The sequence below is a fragment of the Acidovorax sp. GW821-FHT10A04 genome, assembly GCF_059415825.1.
This window is the reverse complement of sequence record NZ_JBWKNZ010000005.1, coordinates 258,489-274,534: the sequence shown is the minus strand read 5'-3', so window position 1 is coordinate 274,534 and position 16,046 is coordinate 258,489. Positions and strand designations below refer to the sequence as shown.

17 protein-coding genes and 1 tRNA gene are annotated in these 16,046 nt (G+C 67.1%); 10 read left to right on the top strand and 8 right to left on the bottom strand.

Going from position 1 to position 16,046, the window contains the following annotated elements; genetic code table 11:
• Positions 1–14 precede the first annotated feature (14 nt).
• Entirely contained in the window at positions 15–1,007 is a 993-nt protein-coding gene (locus AC07PF_RS13495) for a Bug family tripartite tricarboxylate transporter substrate binding protein (RefSeq protein WP_494612207.1), read from the bottom strand.
• Positions 1,008–1,173: 166 nt separating this feature from the next.
• Between AC07PF_RS13495 and AC07PF_RS13490 the strand changes: the two genes are divergently transcribed.
• Genes AC07PF_RS13490 through plsY form a run of 3 tightly spaced genes read left to right on the top strand, consistent with a single transcriptional unit; the run spans position 1,174 to position 3,328 of the window.
• Positions 1,174–2,112: a LysR family transcriptional regulator gene (locus AC07PF_RS13490; protein WP_494612206.1), complete on the top strand. Its 939-nt coding sequence runs from the start codon at positions 1,174–1,176 to the stop codon at positions 2,110–2,112.
• Between the two features lie 25 nt (positions 2,113–2,137).
• A complete protein-coding gene (locus AC07PF_RS13485; protein WP_145698908.1) occupies positions 2,138–2,629 on the top strand; it encodes an aminoacyl-tRNA deacylase in 492 nt (163 codons plus the stop codon).
• A gap of 45 nt (positions 2,630–2,674) precedes the next feature.
• Complete coding sequence (plsY, locus tag AC07PF_RS13480) at positions 2,675–3,328, top strand: glycerol-3-phosphate 1-O-acyltransferase PlsY (RefSeq protein WP_494612205.1); 654 nt, start codon at positions 2,675–2,677, stop codon at positions 3,326–3,328.
• A gap of 31 nt (positions 3,329–3,359) precedes the next feature.
• On the opposite strand, the gene AC07PF_RS13475 is transcribed toward plsY, so the two are convergent.
• From AC07PF_RS13475 to AC07PF_RS13465, 3 genes are read right to left on the bottom strand one after another with little or no spacing between them, the layout of a single operon-like run.
• Positions 3,360–4,388, bottom strand: coding sequence for an HD-GYP domain-containing protein (locus tag AC07PF_RS13475; RefSeq protein ID WP_007857415.1), 1,029 nt, complete (start codon positions 4,386–4,388; stop codon positions 3,360–3,362).
• A gap of 25 nt (positions 4,389–4,413) precedes the next feature.
• On the bottom strand, positions 4,414–5,067 hold the full coding sequence (locus AC07PF_RS13470; RefSeq protein WP_494612204.1) for a retropepsin-like aspartic protease family protein: 654 nt from the start codon (positions 5,065–5,067) through the stop codon (positions 4,414–4,416).
• A 12-nt stretch (positions 5,068–5,079) separates the two neighbouring features.
• On the bottom strand, positions 5,080–5,565 hold the full coding sequence (locus tag AC07PF_RS13465; protein WP_007857413.1) for a YajQ family cyclic di-GMP-binding protein: 486 nt from the start codon (positions 5,563–5,565) through the stop codon (positions 5,080–5,082).
• Between the two features lie 77 nt (positions 5,566–5,642).
• On the opposite strand from AC07PF_RS13465, the gene murB reads away from it, so the two are divergent.
• On the top strand, positions 5,643–6,716 hold the full coding sequence (murB, locus tag AC07PF_RS13460; RefSeq protein WP_007857412.1) for a UDP-N-acetylmuramate dehydrogenase: 1,074 nt from the start codon (positions 5,643–5,645) through the stop codon (positions 6,714–6,716).
• A 66-nt stretch (positions 6,717–6,782) separates the two neighbouring features.
• On the opposite strand, the gene argG is transcribed toward murB, so the two are convergent.
• The 4 genes from argG to AC07PF_RS13440 form a co-directional block, all read right to left on the bottom strand.
• Positions 6,783–8,123, bottom strand: a complete 1,341-nt coding sequence (argG, locus tag AC07PF_RS13455; protein ID WP_007857411.1) for an argininosuccinate synthase — start codon at positions 8,121–8,123, stop codon at positions 6,783–6,785.
• 23 nt (positions 8,124–8,146) lie between these two features.
• Positions 8,147–8,464, bottom strand: a complete 318-nt coding sequence (gene ppnP / locus AC07PF_RS13450) for a pyrimidine/purine nucleoside phosphorylase (protein WP_007857410.1) — start codon at positions 8,462–8,464, stop codon at positions 8,147–8,149.
• Between the two features lie 199 nt (positions 8,465–8,663).
• Positions 8,664–9,290 (bottom strand): glycine zipper 2TM domain-containing protein, encoded by a 627-nt coding sequence (locus AC07PF_RS13445; RefSeq protein ID WP_007857409.1) that lies wholly within the window; start codon positions 9,288–9,290, stop codon positions 8,664–8,666.
• 146 nt (positions 9,291–9,436) lie between these two features.
• Complete coding sequence (locus tag AC07PF_RS13440) at positions 9,437–9,826, bottom strand: arsenate reductase (protein ID WP_494612203.1); 390 nt, start codon at positions 9,824–9,826, stop codon at positions 9,437–9,439.
• Positions 9,827–9,883: 57 nt separating this feature from the next.
• Between AC07PF_RS13440 and folC the strand changes: the two genes are divergently transcribed.
• From folC to AC07PF_RS13410, 6 genes are all read left to right on the top strand, one after another.
• A complete protein-coding gene (gene folC / locus AC07PF_RS13435; protein WP_007857407.1) occupies positions 9,884–11,212 on the top strand; it encodes a bifunctional tetrahydrofolate synthase/dihydrofolate synthase in 1,329 nt (442 codons plus the stop codon).
• 24 nt (positions 11,213–11,236) lie between these two features.
• The gene (locus tag AC07PF_RS13430; protein WP_494612202.1) at positions 11,237–12,151 is read left to right on the top strand and encodes an SPOR domain-containing protein; all 915 of its coding nucleotides are present in this window, start codon (positions 11,237–11,239) and stop codon (positions 12,149–12,151) included.
• A gap of 28 nt (positions 12,152–12,179) precedes the next feature.
• Entirely contained in the window at positions 12,180–12,668 is a 489-nt protein-coding gene (locus AC07PF_RS13425) for a CvpA family protein (RefSeq protein ID WP_007857404.1), read from the top strand.
• Between the two features lie 72 nt (positions 12,669–12,740).
• Positions 12,741–14,246: an amidophosphoribosyltransferase gene (purF, locus tag AC07PF_RS13420; protein ID WP_007857403.1), complete on the top strand. Its 1,506-nt coding sequence runs from the start codon at positions 12,741–12,743 to the stop codon at positions 14,244–14,246.
• A 196-nt stretch (positions 14,247–14,442) separates the two neighbouring features.
• A complete protein-coding gene (gltX, locus tag AC07PF_RS13415) occupies positions 14,443–15,867 on the top strand; it encodes a glutamate--tRNA ligase (protein WP_494608230.1) in 1,425 nt (474 codons plus the stop codon).
• Between the two features lie 100 nt (positions 15,868–15,967).
• Positions 15,968–16,043, top strand: a tRNA-Ala gene (locus AC07PF_RS13410).
• Positions 16,044–16,046: the final 3 nt, after the last annotated feature.

The following is a 16,046-nucleotide window of genomic DNA, read 5'->3' as shown; positions in this document are numbered from 1 at the left end:
TTGTCATGTCGTCGTCACTCCACAATGATTTTGGCGCGGTGCGCCAGGGCGCGGTAGCGCCCGATTTCGTCGTCGATCACGGCCCGCGTGGCCACGGGCCCCAGGTGCACGGGCTCCATGCACTGGGCGCGCATCTGTTCCTGGATGGCGGGATCGCGCGTGACGGCCTCGACCTCGCTCACCAGCCGGCGGATGACGGGCTGTGGCGTGCGCGCGGGTGCGGCGATGGCGTACCAGGCGTCGAAGGCCGCATCGGGCAGCTTGAGTTCGGCCACGGTGGGAACACCGGGCAGCATGCTGGAGCGGGCGTTGCCCGCAATGGCCAGGGCGCGCAGCTTGCCCGCGCGGATCTGCGGTGCGGCAGCGGCCACGGTGTCGATGCCCAGCTGGATCTCGCCGCCGATCAACGCCATCAGCGACTGGCTGCTGCCGCGGTAGGGCACATCCTGCAGCTGAATGCCCGCTGCCTGTTCGAGCAGCGCGCCTGCCAGGTGCGGGCCCGAGCCGGAGCCGAAGGTGGCGTAGTGGATGGTCTTGGGCGCGGCCTTGGCAGCCGCGATCAGGGCGTTGAGGTCCTTGTAGGGTGCATTGGCGCTGACCACCATGACCAGGGGCGCGCGTGCCACGGTGGCCACGGGCACCAGGTCGTTGACCGGGTCGTAGGGCAGCTTGGCGCGCAGCGCGGGGTTGACCGAGTAGCTGGTGGAGCCCGAGACCAGCAGCGTATAGCCATCGGGCTTGGCGCGCACCACGGCCTCGGTGCCGATGATGGTGGAGGCGCCGGGCTTGTTGTCCACCACCACGGGCGTGCCCAGGCGGGTACCGAGCTTCTGGCCGAGGGCGCGGGCCACGGCGTCGGTGCCGCCGCCGGGCGGGAAGGGTACGACCAGGCGCACGCTCTGGTCGGGCCAGGTGTCCTTGGCGGCCGCGGCTGTTTGCGCACCGGCCATGCCGCAGGCCGCAGCAAGCGCGGCCATCAGCAGGGGGACTCGAAGGCGTTGTGTCATGGGGGCTCCAGGGTAGGGCGCCGGGCTTTGCACCGCAAGGGGCGGGCGCGGCGTGGCGATGGGTTGATTGGAGCCTCGATGCACGCAAGATCGATGCTGGTTTACCATTGCTATTCCTAGAGAATAAGCAACTGTCCATTGCCTCAAAGGCAATACAAAAGCACCCATGCCCCTGTCCCTGCTGAGCCTGCCCCTGCGCTACTTCCTGGAGGTGGCGCGCACCGGCTCGGTCAACCAGGCCGCGCAACGCCTGCATGTGGCCGCGTCGGCCGTGAGCCGGCAATTGGGCAAGCTGGAGGATTCGCTGGGCGTGGCGCTGTTCGAGCGGCAGTCGCGCGGCATGCGCCTCACGGCCGCGGGCGAGCGCCTGCTGGCGCATGCGGGCGCGCATGCGCAGGAGTCGGTGCAGCTTGTCGAGCAGTTGCAGGGCCTGGCTGCGCAGGAGGCGCGGCGTGTGCGGCTGGCCTGTACGGAGGGCTTTGCGGCGGGCTTCATGCCCCTGGTGATGGCGCAGTTCCGCGACATGCACCCCGAGGTGGAGCTGCAACTGCACGTGGGCACGCCCGAGGAGGTGTCGACCCTGGTCCTGCGCGGCGACGCGGACCTGGCCCTCAAGTACAGCGTGGCGCCCGAAAAGGGCCTGGCGGTGCTGCATTCGGCGATTGCGCCCGTATTCGCCATCACAGTGGCTGCGCACCCCCTGGCGCAGCAGCGCAGCGTGAGCGTGGCCGATGTGGTGCGCTACCCGCTGCTGCTGGGCACGGCCGGCATCACGGGGCGCCAGCTGTTCGACCTGTCGTGCACGCTGCAGGGCCTGCGCTACACACCGGCCGTGGTGAGCAACTTCTCGTCGGCCCTGCTGCCGCTGCTGGGCCCGCGCGATGTGGCGCTGGCCAGCTACCTCACGGCCGCGCGCTGGGTGGAAGAGGGCGTGCTCGCCGCCCGCCCTTTCGAGGACGTGCAGCTGCAGCAGCGCCGCCTGCAGGTGCTGGCGCTGGACGGCCGGGTGCCGCCGCCGCTGGTGCAGGAGTTCACGGGCGTGCTGGTGGCGGCCATCGAACAGTACGGCAAGCGCAAGGTGGGGCGGCGCAGGCGCTCTGGCTGAATCGGGCGGGTACCATCGGTGCACCATGGCCAAGAAAGAACATGTCTCCGAAACCCCCGCCACGCAGCTTCTCAAGGCGCACAAGGTGGCCTTCACTGAGCACCCCTACGAGTACCTGGAGCACGGCGGTGCCCTGCACAGCGCCGAGGTGCTGGGGCTCGATCCCTTCACGGTGGTCAAGACCCTGGTGATGCAGGACCAGAATGCCAAACCCCTGATCGTGCTGATGCACGGCAACCGCAAGGTCTCCACCAAGAACCTGGCGCGGCAGATCGGCGCCAAGTCGGTCGAGCCCTGCGCCCCCGAGGTGGCCAACCGGCACAGCGGCTACCTGGTGGGCGGCACCTCGCCCTTCGGCACGCGGCGCGAGATGCCGGTCTACATCGAGGGCAGCATCCTCGCGCTGCCGCGCATCGCCATCAATGGCGGGCGGCGTGGTTTTCTGGTGCAGATCGACCCAGAGGTCTGCGTGCAGCTGCTCGGTGCGCAGACCGTGCACTGCGCGCTGGCAGAATAGCGGCCCTGCGCCGCTGTCGGCACGCACCCCATCCAAGGAACTGAATTGACCGCCGTGTACCCCATCCTCGCCACCGTGGCGGCCTACCTGCTCGGCTCGCTGTCCTTTGCCGTGATCGTGACGCGCGCCATGGGCATGCGCGACCCGCGCACCTATGGCAGCAAGAACCCGGGCGCCACCAACGTGCTGCGCTCGGGCAGCAAGGTGGCGGCCATCGTCACGCTGCTGCTGGACGCCGTGAAGGGCTGGCTGCCGGTGGCGCTGGTGGCCTGGTTCGGCAAGCCCTACGGCCTGCAGGAGGGCACCATGGCCCTGGTGGGCCTGGCGGCCTTCCTCGGGCACCTGTGGCCGGTGTTCTTCCGCTTCGAAGGCGGCAAGGGCGTGGCCACGGCGCTCGGCGTGCTGCTGGGCGTGAGCGGCTGGCTGGGTCTGGCCACGGCCGTCACCTGGGTGATCATCGCCTTCTTCTTTCGCTACTCGTCGCTGGCCTCGCTGGCAGCGGCCCTGTTCGCGCCGATGTACTACCTGCTGGCCGATGGCGTGGTCTGGAATGCCGACAACCGCATTGCTGGCGCCATCGTGGTGATGGGCCTGCTGCTGGCCTGGCGCCACAAGGAGAACATCCAGCGCCTGCTCGAAGGCAAGGAGTCGCGTCTGGGCAGCAGCAAGGTGGGCAAGGCCAAGGGCGCCAAGGGCTGAGCCCTGGCCCATTGACTGGAGTGTTCGTTATCTAGCGCGCCCCAAGCGATGCGGGCGCCGTGATGAGCGAGCGCATGCCCGAGATGCGCTGTGCGGCATACAGGCCCAGGCGCACCATGGTGCGGTGGTTGAGCTCCACCTTGACGGCAGAGCGCGCCACGGCCGACTGAATGCGCGGCTTGCCGCTGGCCGTCTGGTACAGGTTGGGCAGGTTCTGCTGCTGGCCCACCGGGTCCAGCAGGCTGGCCACCAGCGGGTAGTTGGCCTTTTCGCTGCGGCGCAGCACGATGGCCACCTCGCCGTTGTCCAGCCGCACGAAGGTGCCGGGCGGGCACAGCCCGATGGAGCGCACCAGCGTGTAGCTCACTTCGTCGCGCTGGTCCACTTCCTGGCCCACGATGGCGCGCACCGAGTCGGTGGCGCTGCGCCCCGCGCGCGACTTGCGCGGGCTGATCATGGCCGCGTAGCGGTCGATGGTGCCCAGGATGCGTGTCAGACGGTCTTCGGGGTTCTGCTGGGCCAGGGGAACCTGGTCGGCCATGTTGGTGTGGTGCTGGCCCACGACGTCGAGCCACAGCTGGTCGTTCACGAACAGGCGCTCCAGCAGGGCCTGGCTTTCCTCGGGGTGGCTGCGGATGGCCTCCTGCTGGGCGCTGCTGGGGCGCTCGCGCTGCTCGGCCAGCTCGTCCTGCAGTGAGGTCATGCCGATGTTCATGGTGAGCGCGGCGCGCACCAGGCTGTCGCGCTCGCTGGGCGCCAGGCGCAGGTCCTGCGCCATGATGTGGCACAGGGTGCCGCAGACCAGCGCATGCGCTGCGCTGTAGCCCACCGACGAGGTGGAGGCGAGCTGGAACATGAGGTACAGCGCCGCATCGATGTCGTGCGCCACCAGTTCCTGCAGCCACAGGTCGAAGCTGCGCACCTTGCCCGGGAAGTCCTGCACCTGCAGCGGCTTGGACAGCAGCACCGACAGGCCAGACTCCAGGTCCGACCACAGACTCAGCAGGTCCTCGTACTCGCCTTCGGGCGGGCTGTTGCTGGGCAGGGCGATGGCGTTCATGGGGGGGTGTGGCGGGCCGAAGCGCTCAATGGCGCTTTTCCAGCACCATCTGGTCGTTGTTGCGTGTCATCTGGAACTGGGTCAGAAAGCTGTTGCCCAGCAGCACGAAGGGCATGCCCGTGGGCATCACCACACCCTCCACGTCCAGGAGTTCAACGTCCCCAAGACGTACCGATTTGAGGCGTACCCGCCAGCCTTCGGCAACGCCGTTGGCCGTGGCCATGACCACTTTCATCTTGTCGTCAACCTTGATGCCCATGCGCTCCGCATCGGGCTTGCCAACGGCGACCACCGACGCGCCGGTGTCCACCATGTATTTCATGGGCTTGCCATTGATGAAGCCGTTGTTGACGAAATGGCCTTGGTTGTCGGCCATGAGGACGACACGCTTGCCGCTGCCGCTGGAACCCAGCGCCACGGGGGATTCGCCGAGCCGCAACAGGCGCCGGATGCCCTGGACTTCCACGGTGGCTTCGTCGCGCGTGACGGACAGCACCTTCACGCCCTGGTGCGTCTCTCCGGGGCCGACGGCACGTGGCTCCCCGCCATCGACCACCAGCAAGGCCTTGCTCCCCAGCATGCCGGCCAGCGCGATGGACTGACCGGATGGCTGCGCCGCCAGCGGCCATGCCAGGCCGGTGGCGAGAGCGAAGGAGAGGGCGGAACGCAGATGGCGCATGGTGAGAACGCGTCAGTCGCGGAAGTTGTCGAACGACAGCGGCACGTCGGTCACGTCCTTGCGGATCAGCGCCATGGCCGCCTGCAGGTCGTCGCGCTTGGCGCCGGTGATGCGCACCTTGTCCTCCTGGATGGCGGCCTGCACCTTGAGCTTGCTTTCCTTCATGAGCTTCTGGATCTTCTTGGCCAGCTCGCTCTCGATGCCGTTGCGCACCTTGATGACCTGCTTGACCTTGTCGCCACCCATCTTCTGCACGTCGCCCATGTCCAGGAAGCGCACGTCCACATTGCGCTTGGTGAGCTTGTTGCGCAGCACGTCCTCGATCTGGGTCAGTTGGAAGTCGGCGTCGCCGATCAGCGTGATCTCCTTGTCCTTGATCTCGATGCTGGCGGAAGTGCCCTTGAAATCGAAACGGGTACCGATCTCCTTGGCGGTGTTTTCTACGCCGTTCTTCACTTCGACCAGGTTGGCTTCGCAGACGGTATCAAAAGATGGCATGGTGGTGGCTCTCAATCTATCTCGGGAATACGGGGTTCGCCCCAACGCACGCAAGCGTGGGTGCGACAATCGGGCCAATGGTAGTCGAGAAAAACGTCCCTTTGCAGCCCTGCAATACCTTCGGCATTGCGGCGCGCGCCCAGACACTGGTGCGCGTGCACTCCGCCGATGATATTTCGGCCTTCCTGGCCGATAAAGAACTGTCTGGCAGCCCGGCCTTCGTGCTGGGCGGCGGCAGCAACATCATCCTGACGGGCGACGTGCGCCCCGTGGTGCTCAAGATGGAGATCAAGGGCCTGCGCCTGGTTGAGGAAACACCCAAGGCCTTCATCGTCGAGGCCGGTGCCGGCGAGGTCTGGCACGACTGCGTGGCCTGGACGCTGGAGCAGGGCTACCCAGGCCTGGAAAACCTGGCCCTGATCCCCGGCACCGTGGGGGCATCGCCTGTGCAGAACATCGGCGCCTATGGCGTGGAGCTGCAGGACCGCTTTGAATCCCTGGATGCCATCGACCTGGCCACGGGCGAGCGTTTCACGCTCGACGCGGCGCAGTGCGCCTTTGGCTACCGCGATTCGGTGTTCAAGCACGCCCCTGCGCAGCCCGAGGTGCCTGGCGGCCTGCCGCGCGGCATGGGGCTGGCCGGGCGCGCGGTGATCACCCATGTGCGCTTTCGCCTGCCACGCCCCTGGAAGCCGGTGCTGGGCTACCTGGAGCTGGAGCGCCGCAGGGCCGAGGCCGGCATCGAGAACCCCACGGCCCGGCAGATGTTCGACTGGGTGTGCGACATCCGCCGCGCCAAGCTGCCCGACCCGGCCGTGGTGGGCAATGCCGGCAGCTTCTTCAAGAACCCCACGGTCTCGCCCGAGCAGTGCGCCGACATCATCGCGCGCGAGCCCAAGATCGTGCACTACCCCATGGCCGACGGCAGCATCAAGCTGGCCGCCGGCTGGCTCATCGACGCCTGCGGCTGGAAGGGCAAGTCGATCGGCAAGGCGGGAGTCTATGAGAAGCAGGCCCTGGTGCTCGTCAACCGCGGGCGCGGCGAGCAGAGCGTGACCGGAGGCGAGGTGATGACCCTGGCCAAGGCCATCCAGACCAGCGTGTACGAGCGCTTCGGCATCCGGCTGGAGCCCGAGCCGGTCGTCGTGTAGCGCCACGAAGTAAAAAAAGCCACCCGAGGGTGGCTTTTTTCATGGGGGCGAAGCGAACGCTGCTGTTTACCCGCCGCGCTCGTCGTTGAGCTGTGCCAGTGCGGCATTGCCACCCAGGGACAGCAGGCCGGCGCGCGAGTACACGCCAAGCTTGGCGCGCGTGTCGATGATGTCCAGGTTGCGCATGGTCAACTGGCCGATGCGGTCCGCTGGCGAGAACGGCGCGTCTTCCACCTTTTCCATGCTCAGGCGCTCGGGCGCGTAGGTCAGGTTGGGGGATTCGGTGTTCAGCAGCGAGTAATCGTTGCCGCGGCGCAGTTCCAGCGTGACCGTGCCGGTGATGGCGCGGGCCACCCAGCGCTGGGCGGTTTCGCGCAGCATGATGGCCTGGGGGTCGAACCAGCGGCCCTGGTAGAGCAGGCGGCCGAGCTTGAGGCCGTTCATGCGGTACTGCTCGATCGTGTCTTCGTTGTGGATGCCGGTCACCAGGCGTTCGTAGGCGATGTGCAGCAGCGCCAGGCCCGGGGCTTCGTAGATGCCGCGGCTCTTGGCCTCGATGATGCGGTTCTCGATCTGGTCGCTCATGCCCAGGCCATGGCGGCCACCGATGCGGTTGGCTTCCAGGATCAGGGCCACGGGGTCGCTGAACTCGACGCCGTTCAGGGCCACGGGCTGGCCTTCCTCGTAGCGCACCGAGACTTCCTCGGCCTTGACCTGCACGTCGTCCTTCCAGAACGCGACGCCCATGATGGGATTCACGATGCGGATGCCGCTGTTCAGGAATTCGAGGTCCTTGGCTTCGTGCGTGGCACCCAGCATGTTGCTGTCGGTGCTGTAGGCCTTCTCGGCGCTCATCTTGTAGCCGAAACCTTCCTTGGTCATGAAGGCCGACATCTCGGCGCGACCGCCCAGCTCGTCGATGAACAGCTGGTCCAGCCAGGGCTTGTAGATCTTGAGCGAAGGGTTGGTCAACAGGCCGTAGCGGTAGAAACGCTCGATGTCGTTGCCCTTGAAGGTCGAACCATCGCCCCAGATATGGACGTCGTCTTCCTTCATGGCGGCCACCAGCATGGTGCCGGTGACGGCACGGCCCAGCGGCGTGGTGTTGAAGTAGGTGATGCCGGCGGTGCTGATATGGAAGGCGCCGGCCTGCAGGGCGGCAATGCCTTCGTGCGCCAGCTGCGTGCGGCAATCGACCAGGCGCGCCTTCTCGGCGCCGTATTCCATGGCCTTGGCCGGAATGGCGTCGTAGTCGGGCTCGTCGGGCTGGCCCAGGTTGGCCGTGTAGGCGTAGGGCACGGCGCCCTTGTTCTTCATCCAGCGCAGTGCGGCGCTGGTGTCGAGGCCGCCGGAGAAGGCGATGCCGACCTTCTGGTCGATGGGCAGGTTCTGGAGGATGGTGGCCATGACGGTCAGGACTTTCTCAGGGCTCAGCCGAAGTGGCAGATGTAGTGGTAGGCGCTGGCGACGCGGATCTCGAACTTGGAGTTGCCTGGCACGCTGAACTTCTCGCCCGCGCCGGACTTGACCCAGGCATCGGTGCCGTCGAGCTTGTACTCGCACTCGCCGCCCACGCATTCCATGATCTCGGGCGCGCCGGTGTTGAAGGTCAGCGACGCGGGCAGCACCACGCCCACCGACTTCTTCGTGCCATCGGGGAAGGTGATGTTGTGGCTCACGCACTTGCCGTCAAAGTACACATTGGCCTGGGTGGTGACGGACACGCCGTCGATTTTTTCGGTGGTCATGGATGCGCGTTGGTTAGAGGGAAACCCCTGATTTTAGGCCACCGTGCCGCATTGAAGCTTTCGATCCGGCGCAAGGCAAAAAAAAGAGCCCCGAAGGGCTCTTTGAAGACTGGCGCAAGGGGAGGGCAGCCGTCAAAGGCAATGGTCACTGGGCCGGCGGCGTGCTCATGCCGCCGGCTGCCCGGGCTGCCCGCCCGAATCAGCGCCAGTAGGGATTGCGGGGGTGGTGGTAGGAGCGGTCGTAGCCGTACTCGATCACCGTGACCGGGGGCGTCACGTAGGTGGGGGGCGGTGCCGGGTAGGTCGAGGTGACCACGCCCGGCTGGGCATAGCCCTGCTGGTACGAGGGCTCGGTGGAGTAGGTCTGGCCCGGCTGCACGCTCACGGGGATCCAGCGGCCCGGGTCGTACTGCGTGCGCGTGGTGTACTGGCGGCCTGCGTACTCGTAGGTCACGTTGTAGCCCACGGTGCGGTTCTCGTAGTAGGTCTGGTTGTGGCAGCGCTGCACGTTTTCGTACTGCGGCTGGCCATTGCCTTCGATATTGTTGCCCAGCACGGCGCCACCGATCAGGCCCAGCGCCGTGGCGGCAGCGCGGCCGCTGCCCTTGCCGATCTGGTTGCCCACGGCCCCGCCGGCGATGGCACCGATCACTGCGCCGCCGCCGGTGGTGCGGTTGCCGCTGTACACGGTTTCGTTGTTGCACACCTGCTGGGGCACGGCCACCTGCTGCACGATGGGGGTGGACGAGAGCACGCGGCCCTGTTCCTGGGCTGCGGCCATGGAGGCGATGGCGGCCATGGCGGAAAAAACGACGATCTTTTTCATGGAGAAACTCCTTTCAGGTCGGTACATAACGCACCAGACTGTCGAAAAGTTTAGGCGCTACCCGTCAATACCGGGTGGGCAGGCCGTAAAACTGCGTAAAGATTTGTGCAATATCTCCGGTTTCAGTGCACTGCATCCGGGCGATTTCAGCGGTTGGAGCCCGCCTGGCGCCATTCGTTCCAGGTTTCAGGCGCAAAACCGACCGAAATGCGGGTCGTGCCGCCCTGGCTCCACTCCACCACGGGGCGCTTGACCACGCTGGGCTGGGCCTGCAGCAGGGCGCTGGCGCTGGCATCGTCCTGCACGGCGGCCTGGGTGTCTGCGTCGAGCTTGCGCCAGGTGGTGCCCTGGCGGTTCACGAGCCTGTCGCGCCCCACGGCGGAAAACCAGCCGGGCAGGCGGTCGGCCGGAACGCCCTGTTTCTTGAAATCGTGGAAGCGGTATTCCAGGCCCTGGTCGGTGAACCAGGTGCGGGCCTTTTTCACGGTGTCGCAGTTGGGAATGCCATAGAGGGTGATGGTGTGCTGGCTTGTCATGGGTAATTGGGGCTGAAGATGTGCGCGACCGTGGGCTGGGCGACAATCGCGGGCTGTATGCACACCAATAATATCGACACCCTGGAAGGCTGGCTGCAGCATTGCGAGCAACTGCACCCGCACAACATCGACATGGGCCTGGACCGGGTCAGCGAAGTGGCCCGCCGCATGGCGCTGCGCTTCGATTGCCCGGTGATCACCGTGGCGGGCACCAATGGCAAGGGCTCCACCTGCGCCATGCTGGAGGCGGTGGGCCTGCAGTCGGGCTACCGCACGGGGGTGTACACCTCGCCCCACCTGGTGCATTTCGAGGAGCGCTGCCGCGTGCACGGCGAGATCGTGGCCGCCGCCGACCTGGTGCCGCACTTCGCGGCCGTCGAGGCCGCCCGCACGCAGGGCGGCGAAGCCATCTCGCTGACCTATTTCGAGTTCAGCACCCTGGCCATCCTGCGCCTCATGAGCCAGTCGCGCCTGGACCTGGCCATCCTCGAGGTGGGCCTGGGCGGCCGGCTCGACGCCACCAACATCATCGACGCCGACTGCGCCATCATCACCAGCATCGACATCGACCACACCGAATTCCTGGGCAAGGACCGCGAAAGCATCGGCCGCGAGAAGGCCGGCATCATGCGCGCCGGCCGCCCGGCGATCGTGAGCGACCCCATGGCCCCGCAGAGCGTGGTGGACCATGCGGCGGCCATCGGCGCCGACCTGTGGCGCTCGGGCCGGGATTTCAATGTGTCGGGCGACAAGCAGCAGTGGAGCTGGGCCGGCCGCGGCCGGCGCTATGCAGGCCTGGCCTACCCCTCGCTGCGTGGCGCCAACCAGCTGGTGAATGCCGCCGGTGTGCTGGCGGCCTTCGAGGCGCTGCGCGAGCGCATCCCCGTGACGGCCCAGGCCGTGCGCACCGGCATGGCCATGGTGGAGCTGCCCGGGCGCTTTCAGATCGTGCCGGGCGAGCCCACGCTGGTGCTGGACGTGGCACACAACCCGCATTCGGTGGCAGCCCTCACGGCCAACCTGGATGCGATGGGCTTTTTCCCCACCACGCATGCGGTGTTCGGCGCCATGGCCGACAAGGACCTGGCCACCATGCTGGCCAAGGTGGGCCCGCTGGTAGACCGCTGGTACTTCACCAGCCTGCCCACGGCCCGGGCCGAGACGGGCGCGGCGCTGCAGCAGAAATGGAATGCCCTGCAGATGGTGGCCGGCGGGCGCCGCGAGGTGGCCACCAGCGTGCACCAAGACCCCATGCAGGCACTGCAGGCCGCCGTGGCGGCGGCAGACCCCGCTGATAGAATCGTGGTCTTTGGCTCGTTCTACACGGTGGGCGGGGTATTGATCAACGGCACCCCCCGCCTGCACGCCAAACATCTGGGCGCGTAAGCACCCCGCACGAGTCGCAACTCCATGGCATTTTTCAAGTTTCGGTGGCCCGGTCAGAGTGAACCCGCACCGGCCGACAAGCCGGCCAAGCGCTCGCGCGCAGCGCCCCCGGCCGAAAGCATCGAAGCGATGCGCCGGCGCGCGCGCCACCGCCTGATCGGCGCGGCCGTGCTGGTGGCCCTGGGCGTGGTGGGCTTTCCACTGCTGTTCGACACCCAGCCGCGCCCTATCGCGGTGGATATTCCCATCGAGATCCCTGATCGCAACAAGACCGCGCCCGTGGTCGTGCCCGCCCCCGCGCCTGCCGCAGCACAGGCGCCATCGCCTGCTCCGGCTCCGGCCTCTGCCGCCGTGGCACGCCAGGCGGCGCCAGCGACCGCTCCTGCCGCGCCGTCCGGCAGCCGCTCCGCGCCGACAGGCCAGGGCAACGCCGGCAATGGACTGAGCGAGGGCGAAGAGATCATTGCCAGCCCCAGGCCCGCACCCGCACTGGTGCCCAAGCCGCCCGCGGTGGCGGCCGCACCCAAGCCGGAGCACAAGCCCGAACCGAAGCCCGAGCCCCGGCCGGCCGTGGTGACCGCCACGCCCGCGCCCGCACCGGCGGCGCCGGCGCGTGCCAACGACGAAGCTGCCCGCGCCCGCGCACTGCTGGAAGGCCGCACCGCGGCGCCGGCCGTTGCAGCAGCCGCCGCCTCGGCCAGTGCCGAGGATGCCCGTTTCATCGTCCAGGTGGGGGCGTTCGCCGATGCCGACAAGGCCCGCGAGGCGCGCACCAAGGTGGAGCGCTCTGGCCTCAAGACCTTCGTGCAGGTGGTGGATACCAAGGATGGCAAGCGCACCCGGGTGCGCGTGGGGCCCTTCAACAACCGGGCCGATGCGGACAAGGCGGCCGGCAAGATCCGTTCGCTGGAGCTGTCGGCGTCGGTGCTGACGCTCTGATGTGATGCCAGAGCAGGCTGCGCCGGTGATGGCGGCGCTGGACTGGGTTTTCGTGGCCGTGCTGCTGGCCTCCATGCTCATGGGGGCCTGGCGCGGCCTGGTGTACGAGGTGCTGTCCCTGGTGGGATGGGTGGCGGCGTTTTTTGTGGCGCAGTGGCTGGCCGACGATGTGGCGGCGCTGCTGCCCATGGGGGAGTCGGCCAGCGGTCTGCGCTATGCGGCGGGTTTTGCCCTGGTGTTCATCGCTGCGGTGTTCGCGTGCGGCTTCCTGGCCTGGGTGGCCAAGAAGCTGGTGGAGTCCATCGGCCTGCGCCCGGCAGACCGCACGCTGGGTGCGGTCTTCGGGGTGCTTCGGGGCATGGTGCTGCTGCTGGCCGTGGCTGTGGTGGCCGGGCTCACGCCGCTGCACGAGGCCGCCTGGTGGCAGGAGTCGCGGGGGGCGCCGGTATTGGCCCAGGTGCTCGAAGGGTTGAAACCGGCACTTCCGGAAGAATTTACGAGGCACTTGCCTTCGTGAGGCGGCAACGGCCAGAAGCTGTTGTCGTGGGTTTGCAGCGGGGATGTTCCCGCAAACGGATGGAAACGAACTATGTGTGGAATCGTCGGCGTCGTCAGTACCGCGCCCGTCAATCAGTTGATCTATGACGCCTTGCTGCTGCTGCAGCACCGGGGCCAGGATGCCGCCGGCATCGTGACCCAGCAGGGCCGCAAGTTCTTCATGCACAAGGCCAAGGGCATGGTGCGCGACGTGTTTCGCACGCGCAACATGCGGGCCCTGCCCGGCAATGTGGGCCTGGGCCAGGTGCGCTACCCCACGGCCGGCAACGCCTACAGCGAGGAAGAGGCCCAGCCCTTCTACGTGAACGCGCCTTTCGGCCTGGTGCTGGTGCACAACGGCAACCTGACCAACGCCCAGACGCTGCGCACGGAGCTGTTCCAGACCGACCACCGCCACACCAACACCGAGAGCGACTCGGAAGTGCTGCTCAACGTGTTCGCGCACGAGCTCGAGCGCGCCACTGCCGGCGTGCCGCTGCGCCCTGAAGACGTGTTCACCGCCGTGCGTGCCGTGAACAAGCGCATCAAGGGCTCCTACGCCGTGATCGCCATGATCGCCGGCCACGGGCTGCTGGCCTTCCGCGACCCGCATGGCATCCGCCCCCTGGCCATCGGCCGCAGTGCCGACGGCAACGTCATGGTGGGCAGCGAATCCGTGGCGCTGGAGGGCACCTCGCATGTGTTCGAGCGCAATATCGAACCCGGCGAGGCCGTGTTCATCACGCTCGACGGCACCGTGCATTCGGCCCAGTGCGCCGAGAACCCGCAGCTCAACCCCTGCATCTTCGAGTTCGTGTACCTGGCGCGCCCCGATTCGGTGCTCGACGGCATCTCGGTCTACCAGGCGCGCCTGAACCTGGGTGAGGCCCTGGCCAAGCGCGTGGTCTCCACCGTGCCGCCCAACGAGATCGACGTGATCATCCCCATCCCCGAGTCGAGCCGCCCCAGCGCCACGCAGCTGGCGCACCTGCTGGGCGTTCCGTACCGCGAAGGCTTCGTGAAGAACCGCTACGTGGGCCGCACCTTCATCATGCCGGGCCAGGGCGTGCGCAAGAAGTCCGTGCGCCAGAAGCTCAACGTCATCGCCAGCGAGTTCAAGGGCCGCAACGTGCTGCTGGTGGACGACTCCATCGTGCGCGGCACGACCTCGCGCGAGATCGTGCAGATGGCGCGCGATGCCGGCGCCCGCAACGTCTACCTGGCCAGCGCCGCACCACCGGTGCGCTACCCCAACGTCTACGGCATCGACATGCCCACCAGCAGCGAGCTGGTGGCCCATGGCCGCACGGTGGAAGAGATCCGCCAGGTCATCGGCTGCGATGCGCTGATCTACCAGGACGTGGATGGCATGAAGCGCGCCATTGGCTCGCTCAACAAGGCCATCGTCGGCTTTGACGCATCGTGCTTCGACGGCACCTACGTCACGGGCGACATCACCGCCGAGGACATCGCACGCCTGAACGAAGGCCGCGTGGGCGTGGAAGAGAACGAAGAGGACACCTCTCGCCTGGCCCTGCCCAACGCCCAGGACGCGTGAAAGACGCCCCCTCGGGGGCTGCCGCCTTCTTCATCGAGAAGCCTTTCGCGGGCGCGCCGATCATCCGGGGCGCCCGTGCCGTTTCAGCTGCCGGGACACCCGGCCAGGGCGCGGCACTTATCATTACCGGCATCGACCGCCGCCTTCGCACCTGCCCGGACCGCAGCAGGGCAGGGTGGCCCACCCAGCAAGACCTATGACCGACCAGAACAACACCCCCGCCACCGGCCGCGTGCGCACGCGCTTCGCGCCCTCGCCCACCGGCTTCATCCACCTGGGCAACATCCGCTCGGCCCTGTACCCCTGGGCCTTTGCGCGCGCCATGGGCGGCGACTTCATCCTGCGCATCGAAGACACGGATGTGGAGCGTTCCAGCCAGGTCGCGGTGGACGTGATCCTGGAAAGCATGGAATGGCTGAGCATGCAGCCCGATGAGGGCCCGTTCTACCAGATGCAGCGCATGGACCGCTACCGCGCCGTGCTCGAGGACCTCAAGGCCACCGGCCTGGTCTACCCCTGCTACATGGGCATTGCCGAACTCGACGCCCTGCGCGAAAAGCAGATGGCCGCCAAGGAAAAACCGCGCTACGACGGCACCTGGCGCCCCGAGCCCGGCAAGACCCTGCCGGCCATCCCCGACGGTGTGCAGCCCGTGCTGCGCTTCAAGAACCCGCAGGGCGGCGTGGTCGCCTGGGACGACAAGGTCAAGGGCCGCATCGAGATCAGCAACGATGAGCTCGACGACCTGGTGATAGCGCGCCCCGACGGCACGCCCACCTACAACTTCTGCGTGGTGGTGGACGACCTCGACATGGCCATCACCCATGTGATCCGCGGCGACGACCACGTGAACAACACGCCGCGCCAGATCAACATCTTCCGCGCGCTGGGCAAGGAGCCGCCGGTGTACGCCCACCTGCCCACCGTGCTCAATGAGCAAGGCGAGAAGATGAGCAAGCGCAACGGCGCCAAGCCCGTGACGCAGTACCGTGACGAGGGCTACCTGCCCGATGCCATGGTCAACTACCTGGCCCGCCTGGGCTGGAGCCATGGCGACGACGAGATCTTCAGCCGCGCGCAGTTCCTCGAATGGTTCAACCTCGATCACCTGGGCCGCAGCGCCGCGCAGTTCGACGAAGCCAAGCTGCGCTGGGTGAATGCCCAGCACCTGAAGGCCATGGACGACGACGCTCTGGCCGCTCTGGTGTCGACCCAGCTGCAAAAGCGCGGCGTGTCTGCCGCCGATCTGGCCGACGGCCGCCTGCCGCGCATCTGCGCGCTGTTCAAGGACCGCTGCGACACCACCGTGGCGCTGGCCGACTGGGCCCAGGTGTTCTATGGCGACGTGACTCCCAATGAAGCGGAACTCGCCCAGCATGTGACCGAGGCCATCCGGCCGGCCATCGCCGCGCTCGCAGAAGTGCTGGCCACCTGCGAATGGAACAAGGCCGCGATCAGCGCTGCCTTCAAGCAGGTGCTGGCTGCGCATGGCCTGAAGATGCCGCAACTGGCCATGCCGGTGCGCGTTCTGACCGTGGGCACGGCCCATACGCCATCGGTCGATGCGGTGCTGGAATTGATCGGACGCGAAAAAATTGGCGTTCGTTTGCAAAACCGCTAAAAACCTGTCTATAATTTGAGTCTCTGATGAAGACGACATACACAGTGTGAATGACGTCGACAAGGAGCGGTTTGGGAAGGTATTTCCAGTCGCATCAAGTGGGGGTATAGCTCAGCTGGGAGAGCGCTTGCATGGCATGCAAGAGGTCATCGGTTCGATCCCGTTTACCTCCACCACGT

Coding starts and splice junctions, on each gene's coding strand:
- AC07PF_RS13495 (WP_494612207.1), bottom strand. CDS start 1,007: ATGACACAACGCCTTCGAGTCCCCCTGCTGATGGCCGCGCTTGCTGCG.
- AC07PF_RS13490 (WP_494612206.1), top strand. CDS start 1,174: ATGCCCCTGTCCCTGCTGAGCCTGCCCCTGCGCTACTTCCTGGAGGTG.
- AC07PF_RS13485 (WP_145698908.1), top strand. CDS start 2,138: ATGGCCAAGAAAGAACATGTCTCCGAAACCCCCGCCACGCAGCTTCTC.
- AC07PF_RS13475 (WP_007857415.1), bottom strand. CDS start 4,388: ATGAACGCCATCGCCCTGCCCAGCAACAGCCCGCCCGAAGGCGAGTAC.
- AC07PF_RS13470 (WP_494612204.1), bottom strand. CDS start 5,067: ATGCGCCATCTGCGTTCCGCCCTCTCCTTCGCTCTCGCCACCGGCCTG.
- AC07PF_RS13465 (WP_007857413.1), bottom strand. CDS start 5,565: ATGCCATCTTTTGATACCGTCTGCGAAGCCAACCTGGTCGAAGTGAAG.
- murB (WP_007857412.1), top strand. CDS start 5,643: ATGGTAGTCGAGAAAAACGTCCCTTTGCAGCCCTGCAATACCTTCGGC.
- argG (WP_007857411.1), bottom strand. CDS start 8,123: ATGGCCACCATCCTCCAGAACCTGCCCATCGACCAGAAGGTCGGCATC.
- ppnP (WP_007857410.1), bottom strand. CDS start 8,464: ATGACCACCGAAAAAATCGACGGCGTGTCCGTCACCACCCAGGCCAAT.
- AC07PF_RS13445 (WP_007857409.1), bottom strand. CDS start 9,290: ATGAAAAAGATCGTCGTTTTTTCCGCCATGGCCGCCATCGCCTCCATG.
- AC07PF_RS13440 (WP_494612203.1), bottom strand. CDS start 9,826: ATGACAAGCCAGCACACCATCACCCTCTATGGCATTCCCAACTGCGAC.
- folC (WP_007857407.1), top strand. CDS start 9,884: ATGCACACCAATAATATCGACACCCTGGAAGGCTGGCTGCAGCATTGC.
- AC07PF_RS13430 (WP_494612202.1), top strand. CDS start 11,237: ATGGCATTTTTCAAGTTTCGGTGGCCCGGTCAGAGTGAACCCGCACCG.
- AC07PF_RS13425 (WP_007857404.1), top strand. CDS start 12,180: ATGGCGGCGCTGGACTGGGTTTTCGTGGCCGTGCTGCTGGCCTCCATG.
- purF (WP_007857403.1), top strand. CDS start 12,741: ATGTGTGGAATCGTCGGCGTCGTCAGTACCGCGCCCGTCAATCAGTTG.
- gltX (WP_494608230.1), top strand. CDS start 14,443: ATGACCGACCAGAACAACACCCCCGCCACCGGCCGCGTGCGCACGCGC.